Origin of the sequence: uncultured Clostridium sp. (assembly GCF_934754925.1) — a bacterium.
In the GTDB taxonomy this organism is placed as follows: Bacteria; Bacillota; Clostridia; order Clostridiales; family Clostridiaceae; genus Clostridium.
Genome location: NZ_CAKVJA010000065.1, coordinates 1 through 8,847, shown reverse-complemented (window position 1 = coordinate 8,847; position 8,847 = coordinate 1). Strand labels below are relative to the sequence as shown.

8 protein-coding genes are annotated in these 8,847 nt (G+C 27.5%); 2 read left to right on the top strand and 6 right to left on the bottom strand.

Annotated features, from left to right (window positions below; translation table 11 throughout):
* On the bottom strand, positions 1-403 hold a 403-nt coding region (locus Q0G30_RS13255), incomplete at its 3' end, for a Wzz/FepE/Etk N-terminal domain-containing protein (protein ID WP_294390961.1).
* Positions 404-912: 509 nt separating this feature from the next.
* Here Q0G30_RS13255 and Q0G30_RS13250 point away from each other — a divergent pair.
* The gene (locus Q0G30_RS13250) at positions 913-1,551 is read left to right on the top strand and encodes a sigma-70 family RNA polymerase sigma factor (RefSeq protein ID WP_289129999.1); all 639 of its coding nucleotides are present in this window, start codon (positions 913-915) and stop codon (positions 1,549-1,551) included.
* A 120-nt stretch (positions 1,552-1,671) separates the two neighbouring features.
* On the opposite strand, the gene Q0G30_RS13245 is transcribed toward Q0G30_RS13250, so the two are convergent.
* The 4 genes from Q0G30_RS13245 to Q0G30_RS13230 form a co-directional block, all read right to left on the bottom strand.
* On the bottom strand, positions 1,672-2,424 hold the full coding sequence (locus tag Q0G30_RS13245; protein WP_195467408.1) for a CpsB/CapC family capsule biosynthesis tyrosine phosphatase: 753 nt from the start codon (positions 2,422-2,424) through the stop codon (positions 1,672-1,674).
* A 118-nt stretch (positions 2,425-2,542) separates the two neighbouring features.
* Positions 2,543-3,256, bottom strand: coding sequence for a thioester domain-containing protein (locus Q0G30_RS13240; RefSeq protein ID WP_148324548.1), 714 nt, complete (start codon positions 3,254-3,256; stop codon positions 2,543-2,545).
* Between the two features lie 96 nt (positions 3,257-3,352).
* Positions 3,353-4,138 carry a class B sortase gene (gene srtB, locus Q0G30_RS13235; protein WP_294390953.1) on the bottom strand — a complete coding sequence of 262 codons (786 nt, stop codon included), beginning with the start codon at positions 4,136-4,138 and terminating at the stop codon, positions 3,353-3,355.
* Positions 4,139-4,322: 184 nt separating this feature from the next.
* Positions 4,323-6,281, bottom strand: coding sequence for a SpaA isopeptide-forming pilin-related protein (locus tag Q0G30_RS13230; RefSeq protein WP_294390950.1), 1,959 nt, complete (start codon positions 6,279-6,281; stop codon positions 4,323-4,325).
* 287 nt (positions 6,282-6,568) lie between these two features.
* Here Q0G30_RS13230 and Q0G30_RS13225 point away from each other — a divergent pair, with 287 nt between their 5' ends.
* Positions 6,569-6,982, top strand: coding sequence for a hypothetical protein (locus tag Q0G30_RS13225; RefSeq protein ID WP_294390947.1), 414 nt, complete (start codon positions 6,569-6,571; stop codon positions 6,980-6,982).
* Between the two features lie 160 nt (positions 6,983-7,142).
* Here Q0G30_RS13225 and Q0G30_RS13220 read toward each other — a convergent pair whose 3' ends face one another.
* Entirely contained in the window at positions 7,143-8,738 is a 1,596-nt protein-coding gene (locus tag Q0G30_RS13220; protein ID WP_294390944.1) for a peptide chain release factor 3, read from the bottom strand.
* Positions 8,739-8,847: the final 109 nt, after the last annotated feature.

The following is an 8,847-nucleotide window of genomic DNA, read 5'->3' as shown; positions in this document are numbered from 1 at the left end:
TTGCTACTTGTGGATTCTTATTTTGATATTTAATTTGAAGTATTTGAGTATCACTTATAGGCGTTACTGTTAAACTTTTTTTGACTTCTTCAACTGTTAAGTTTGTATTAGTATTTTTAATTGCAGCTTGTATAACTTCATTTGTTTTTATTGTTTCTGCATAAGTTTGTAAAAGTTTTTGATACATTTGAATATCATTAGTATTGTATCCTTCTACGTTGCTTTCTTCCTTACCTATGAAAACCTTAGTACTTGTTTCGTAAGTTGGCTTAATTACAAAGAAGCTCAATACCCCTGAAATTAATGTGGCAACTAAAGTAATAGAAACTATTAATATCCAACGTTTCTTTAATGCTTCAAAAATTTCTGATATGCTTATTACTTGTTCTTCCATTTGCTTCATTAATAAACTCTCCTTTTCTTTTTTAATTAAATAAAAATTAGTCCTTAAATAGATTTTACCTTTTGTGATTTTTATTTCGCATTTAATATAATTTTAATTATATTTATAATTATCTAATTAACTTTTTTATATACTGTTTTTCGTTACTTTTTTCTACATTTTTCGACATATTTCTTGCATCGATTATTATATCATAAAAAAAATGCAATTAAAAGTCTCATAAATTATAAATAATATTACTCGTAAAAGTTTTACTAAACTTTAATGTTTTATTTTGTAAATTAAATCGTTTTATTTTCCCATTTAATTACTTTATTTAACATTTTTTATTTAATGGTTTTATTTTCTATTTTTTTATTTTTTAACTTTTTTGAATTCTTGTAAAATCTCACAAAACTTACGCATTTTAGTTTCCATTTTTTTGAATATGTAGTATAATAAACATATGTTCTAGAATGTATGTTCGCTTTTTTTATAAAAAGCCGTATTCAATTTAGGGGGTGTCAATTTTGAAATCTTTATATGCAGAAACTCAAGAAAATAATAATTATAATTTCAATAACAGGAATAGAAATGTAAAATGTAATTTTGAAAATTTATTTACTATTTTATGTAATGCTAAGAGTGGTAATGAAAAATCTATTCTCTTTTTTATTGAAAAATATCAATTTCTAATAAAAAAATATGCTTTTAAGTACAAATTAAAAAATTATGATGCTGATGATTTAATACAGATTGGAAATATATCTATTATTACTGCTATTAATAAATATGATCTTGCTAAGGGTGGAGAATATATTGATGCTTATATTATTAATTCAATTAAAAATGGTTTCAAAAACTTAGCCCGTAATCAAATTAAATATAAAGATGAATCTAGTCTTAATATTGATATTGATGAAGATACAGAAATTGAAGATTTAATTTCTGATTCTTTTGATTTAGAAGATTATGTGATTAACTCTATGCTCATTGATTCTTTAAGAACTGCTCTTTCTCCTGATGAATTTGAACTAATTAGAATTGCTTACCTTACTGAAGATTGTACCTTATATAGATATTGTATTGAACATAACTTAAATTATCCAAAGAAAAGGCGTGAATTACTTGCTTTATTATCTAGAATTCGTAAATTTATTGAAAATTAATAATAAGCTATGTTTTAAATCTATGCTGATATTAACTTAATTAAATAAGCTTTTAATATCAACTTACTTTTAAAACATAGCTTAATAATAAAAATAGTTGTTTAAGTTATATTATAAGTTTTAAAATATTCCTAAAAATTTCTTTTCTTTAACTGTAGTTCCCTTAAATTCTACATCTCCATTTTGAAGCATTACTTTCCCATTATTAATAAATTCCTTTTTTTGTGGTAGTTCTAAAATATTTAATGCTTCACTTATATCAGTGTCTCTTCCTCTATCTCTATGAGCATCTGATCCAATAAAGCTATATACATTATGTTCTAAGTATTTAGCTGCAGTTTTCTTAACATCTTTTCCAAAATCTCCAACAATACTACCTGTATTCATTTGGAATAACATTCCCTCTTTTATAAGAGAATTAATCATTGATGGTTTTTTAATAAATTGTTTGTATCTTTCTGGATGAGCTATTATTGGAACAATTCCTCTTATTTGTAACTCATATATTGTGTTTATTACTTCATCTATATTAAACTCTAACATTGGAAGCTCTATTAACATATATTTTGTATTATTAATTGTTCCTATTATCTTATCATTATAATATTCTATAAGTTTTCTACTATAATAAACTTCTTGTCCTGCATATATATTAATATCTATGTTATTTTCTTTTACTATCTTTTTTAATTCTTCTACCTTTTTAACTACATCTTTATACTCAACTTCAAATCTTCCTCTCATGAAATGAGGTGTTGCAATTATATCTGTTGTTCCTGACTGTTCTGATTTTTTTAGCATGTTTATTGTCATATCAATACTTTTTGAACCATCATCTATTTCATTTATTATATGAGAATGTATATCTACCATAAAATTTCCCCCTAGCCTTTGTATATTATACAGTACATATTATATACTATGTACTCTTCTAGTAAAAAGGGAAATATATCTAATTTATTATTATTTTTTATAATTATTAATTTAACTATTATCCCAAACCTGGAACAATAACTTTATTACTTTCATCTGATGCATTCTCATCATCAGGAACTTCTGGCAATGTTGGTACTTCCTCACTTGGTATATTAGGTCTTATACCTATGCTCCAATCTTTTCCCTCATCAGTTGTTTCACTTTTCTTATTAATATAGATAACTATTCTTTGAATAGAATCACTATAATAATATTCCATAACAGTATAATCTAAATCATTACCTGTATATTGCATACCTTCTTCATATATATTTTTAATTGCTTGTAACAATTCTTTATCCTTTGATTTAAATTTATTTGGAGGATATCCTTCAGTAACACACCATATTGCTATTTGTGTAGCAAAGTATGCATTATCATCTGTAGTTAATCCAAGTTCAGCTGCAGTTTTATTAGGATATCCAGCTGCCATCATTCCAACAACTTGTCTTGCAGGTTTACCTACAAATTCAAAGTTTTGTCCTGTAGGATAATCTTTTTCTACTTCTATACAATATCCTATACCAACATCTGATTCTATTCTTTGTGCCTGTAAATAAAAGTTTTCATATCCTACAACATTAATAATTCCATCTTTAGCTGTTATTATTGTATGATTGGGTATAGGAATTTTTTCTATTGGATCTGCTATTACATTAATAGTTAAATTTATTACTGATATTATTAATGTAAATAGTACAATAAATATATTATTTCTAAGTTTTTTCATCAGACTAAACCTCCGAAAATATTTCTAATTTTAGTGTAAACTTTCTTTAGAAATATATTCAAAATAAGGCTAGTAAAACTTAGGTAATTATTGTCTTTAATTAGTATTCTTTAACTTTCCAACTAATATAGTCCTTGCTCCTGTATATTCGTAGCTACAAGTTACTAATGTTATTATTTTATCTTCTTCTGTTATAATAATATTTTTATTATACATTGATTTTGAAGCTTCATTTAATGCATAGTTTACAAAAGCATCATTATCTGTAAACTCAATTTCTAAACTAACTTTACTTTCATCTTCAACATATATTGAAAATATTTCGTATTGATATAATATATTATTTCTTATTATGTTAATTGTATTATTATTATTGAAAAAGCTTTCTTCCTTAAACTTAGTTATATTATTAAACATAGTACCATTTCTCATATTATGCCCATATATTATGATATTTTTATCTTCATCTATATTGTTGTTACAGTCTACAAATATTGTTCCTGACATATTACTTTCATTTTTAAAATTATGTTTAAGATAGTATTCATTATCTTTTCCTTGTACTATTGGATAATTAATTTTCGTATTTGGAATTTCAATCCACATTTCATAATTGTTATTTATAGATTTTAATTCTTCTTGATTTTCACTTATGGTTTTATTATCCCCTTCTGCCTCATTTGGATTATTATTTCCCCCCACTTCATTACTTGATGATTGGCTACTATCCTCCGATAAATATACATCGCTAATTGTTGGTGCATAACTTTGAATTTCATTATTTAATTTTTCATCAATAAAATAATTATAAAATTTATAGCAAATTATCGATAAGCAGCATATTATGATTATAAATAACGTTGTATTAGTTACCCTCTTCATTAATTTCCTCCTTTTTTTTATATAAATTGAATTCTTACTTAGAATTCATTATCTAGGGGCGTGTCCGTTGTTATCTCCTCCCTTAACTGGGATTGTTGCAAGGACTAGCCATCAGATAAATATATAAAACACAGAACCTTGGCTATTAATTGGCTTGGTTCTGTGTTTTATACTTTAGTCTAAATTATTTTTCTTTTTTCTTTCTATTATTTAATAATAATCCACCAGTTGCTAATAGCAATACTGCTACAACTCCTGCTATTCCAATTTCACCAGTCTTTGGTGATGATGGCTTTTTAGTAGTAGTTGTTGTGCTGCTTGGCTTCTTATTTGTAGTATTTGTTGTTGTATTTGTTGTTGTATTTTTCTTTTTATTTGTATGAGATGCTTTTATTATTTCTTCATTTTCCTTAATTTCAAATGAATATTCAGTCTTATCTAATATATATCCATCTGGAGCTGTAATTTCTTGATAAGTATATTTTCCATAAGGAAGATCTATAAACTTAACTATTCCATCTTCATTAGTTTTAGACTTAGAAACTATTTCTCCAGCTTCATTTTTTATAACAAATTCAGCACCTGATAATGGTTTTTCATTTTCATTAACCTTAGTTATTTCTATACTTCCTTTGATTTTAGTATTTTTTTCAGTTATTTCTAATGCTGTTTGTTTATTTGATTCTATTGTAAAGTAAACTCTATCTTTATTTTTAACATATCCTTCTTGTGGCTTTGTTTCTATAAAGAAATATGTGCCTGGAACTAAGTTATCTACTGTTATTTTTCCATCTTCTCCTGTCACATAATCATCTATTTTATTTAATGCATCATCATAAAGCTCATAATGAACTCCTGATAATACTTTAGTTTCATCTTCTGAATCCACTTTAGTTAATATTACTGATCCAAGATCTTTTTTATTTGTAAATGTCAAACTTACACTTTCTGTTTGACCTTCTTCTATAGTGAATTGTTGTTGTCCATTAACTATTAAATATCCTTCTGGAGCTTTTGTTTCTTCTATTGTGTAGCTCCCTGGTAATAGCTTAGCTGATGCAATACCATTTTCACCTGTTGTAATTACTGCTGCTACTTCACCTTTAGTATTTTTTATTGTAAATTCAGCACCCTTAAGAACTGTATCTTTATTATCTGCATCTACTTTTTTTACTTGCACTTCTCCAAATTTAAATTTGAATTCAAAAGTTTTTGATATATCTTTTTTACCTGATTGGAACCCTACTAAACTTTGTGATTTATCTCTTCCACCTTGTGGATTATATAAAAATGCATCTGAACCTATATCTTGTACTCCTTGTACTACAAACTTGATATTTTGTTCTGACTTAACATTAGTAACTTTAATATGAGTATATCCTTCATTATCAACACCTAAATTTGTCTCATTTGATTCTTCTGATTGTCCTTCTATTGTGTATTGTAAATCAATATCAGTACCATCAGCATTTTTTCCATCAGCCTTAAATATAAATTCTACATCACAGTTATCACCATTTTGATAAACTATTGGCTCTTTAGAAATAATATTTGCTATAGAAATTTGACTCTCTACTCCATTTAAGTTTACTAAGTAGTTGTATATAGTAGCAATATTTCCTGTTAAATCAGATGGTGTATTTGCAGCATTAGCATATTTCCATATTGCTAACTGTGTTGCTGTTATTGCCTCTACTGCAGTTAAATTTTCTAAGTTTAAAGTACTTGATATTTCTTCAAGTGATATAAATGGATATGCATTTCTAACTATTGCTCTAATATGCTTAGCACTATCTTCATCGTAGTAATTTGCATCTTCAACATTAACTCTTGAATAATTATGTCCATCCTTTACTGGAGTCTCAAAATCTACACAATATGCATATGATATGCTCCCATCAGGGTTTCCGACCTTAAATAGTGCTGTTGACGCACTGCTTCCATTTACTACAACACGATTACCACTGATTTCTACTCCCCTATAGGTATAATCATAACTTTCGTTTTCTTCAGCTCTTACTATTGATGTACTTAACCCTAATATCATAAATAGGGCTGTTAAAAATGATATAAGTTTTTTTCTAGTGTTTCTTTTGTTTATTTTCTTAAATCTTGCAGTTTCTTTTTTATTGTCTGTTTTCAAAACACCATCTCCTTCATTTAAATTACATTTAATATATTCCCAATTATTTCCATTCAATTACTATTATATTACTTTTGTTGTTCTTTTCAATATATTTAATAAAAATAGGATAGAGAAGTTATAAAAACAAAGAATATGTTTATCCATAGTGTAATTCCATTTGTTGACACTAAGATAGAAAGATACAAGGAAAGAAAATATAACTTCTTTTAGGCATTGCTTGATAAGTTTATGTTTGTTAGTATTATATGTAAAAATTATACTGAAAGATTACGAGGTGAGGGATTATGAATAAATTTATAAAAATTCTAAAAGATTATGATAATGATGATATTATAAAGGATTTTTTATTAGATAAAGAATTAGAATTTTATAATAATGACATGAAAGATATAATTATTTCTTTAGGTTTTTATGTTCCTAATTATAACATATTAACATCATTACTTGAAATTCATGACAATGTAAACCCAACTGAAACTGAAATGTTTGCGAATGGACCAATAACCAATGTTATAAATCTATATCATACTAACATAAGTTATTTGTATTTAGTTAGAAGAGAGCAATTTGGATTAAGAGACGAAGACGCTATAATAACAGAATTAGTGTTTAGTAATAATACTAAAGAATTGATAAATACATTGAAGATAGATCTCTGCAATAGAAATATTGTTAGGGAATCTAAAGAGAGTTTATAGTGAGATAGGGTTGTAATTTGTGCAACCCTATTTTGAGTACCATATCAATAATTTAATCTAACAGAAACTATAATAAAAAAGCACATAGTAAGATTACTATTATTTTCTTCTATCTTACTACATGCTTCTATTTAAATAATTTATTTTCTATTTTTTAAATTTACTCGTCACTCTTACCTACACCAGAAAGAACTAATCCTTTATTGTGGTCAAGAGCCCAGTTAATTCCCCAGTCATTTTGGAATATTATTAAGTCTCTATCTTTAAAGTCCTTAACTCTCTTAGCATCAGATGTTAAATTTAATCTATCAATATCTCCATCATAGCTTTCAACCCATCTTACATATCTAAATGCAAGTCTATCCATCTTGATGTCAACATTGTATTCATTTTTAAGTCTGTATTCAAGAACTTCAAATTGAAGTACACCTACAACCCCTACAATTATTTCTTCCATACCAACATGGTTTTCTTTAAATACTTGGATAGCCCCTTCTTGAGCTATTTGAGTAACACCCTTAACGAATTGTTTTCTCTTCATAGTATCCACTGGTCTAACTCTAGCAAAATGTTCAGGAGCGAATGTTGGAATTCCTTCAAATCTGAACTTTTTAGATGGTGAACATAAAGTATCTCCTATTGAGAATATACCTGGATCGAATACCCCTATAATATCTCCAGCATAAGCCTCTTCAACAATTTCTCTGTTTTCAGCCATGAATTGTTGAGGTTGAGCTAGCTTAAGTTTCTTTCCACCTTGCATGTGGAATACTTCTTCACCCTTAGTAAACTTACCTGAGCAAATTCTCATGAAAGCAATTCTATCTCTATGAGCTTTGTTCATGTTTGCCTGAATCTTAAATACAAATGCAGAGAATTTATCATCAAATGGATCTATTTCTCCAATATTTGAGTTTCTAGCAAGTGGTGATGTAGTCATTTGTAAGAAATGCTCTAGGAATGGCTCAACACCAAAGTTTGTTAAAGCTGATCCAAAGAATACTGGAGTTAATTCTCCTAATCTAACCTTTTCCATATCAAGTTCATCACCAGCAATATCAAGAAGTTCAATATCTTCCATTAATTTATCGTGAAGTGCTTCACCTAATATTTCTCTGAACTTTTCATCATCAACAGAACCTTCAATAGCCTCAACTTCTGTAGAACCATGATTTCCACCATTAAATGCTATGATTCTTTGATTTTGTCTATCGTAAACACCTTTAAAATCCTTACCAGAACCTATTGGCCAATTCATTGGATATGTTTTGATTCCTAGTTCTGCTTCAATATCTTCTAATAATCCAAATGGATCTTGAGCTTCTCTATCCATCTTGTTGATGAATGTGAAGATTGGCATTTCTCTTAATGAACAAACATGGAATAGCTTTCTTGTTTGATCTTCCACCCCTTTAGCGGCGTCAACTACCATTACAGCAGAGTCAGCAGCCATAAGCGTTCTATATGTATCTTCTGAGAAGTCTTGGTGTCCTGGAGTATCTAGAATGTTTATGCAGTGTCCTGCATAGTTAAATTGCATAACAGATGAAGTAACAGAAATACCTCTTTGCTTTTCTATTTCCATCCAGTCTGAAACAGCATGTGTTGATGCTTTTCTTGCTTTTACTGAACCTGCAAGTCTTATTGCTCCTCCGTATAATAGGAACTTTTCTGTTAATGTTGTTTTACCAGCATCAGGGTGAGAAATAATTGCAAAGGTTCTTCTCTTTTTAATCTCATTTATGTAATCAGCCAATGTTATGTCCTCCTAAAATTATTTATATAATGAATAAATTTATTTCTTTTTATTTATTTAAAGGAAACTCGACTCCTTTCAGTCGCTGAGTAAATTCGACTGACCAAAT

Coding starts and splice junctions, on each gene's coding strand:
- Q0G30_RS13225 (WP_294390947.1), top strand. CDS start 6,569: ATGAATAAATTTATAAAAATTCTAAAAGATTATGATAATGATGATATT.
- Q0G30_RS13240 (WP_148324548.1), bottom strand. CDS start 3,256: ATGAAAAAACTTAGAAATAATATATTTATTGTACTATTTACATTAATA.
- srtB (WP_294390953.1), bottom strand. CDS start 4,138: ATGAAGAGGGTAACTAATACAACGTTATTTATAATCATAATATGCTGC.
- Q0G30_RS13245 (WP_195467408.1), bottom strand. CDS start 2,424: ATGGTAGATATACATTCTCATATAATAAATGAAATAGATGATGGTTCA.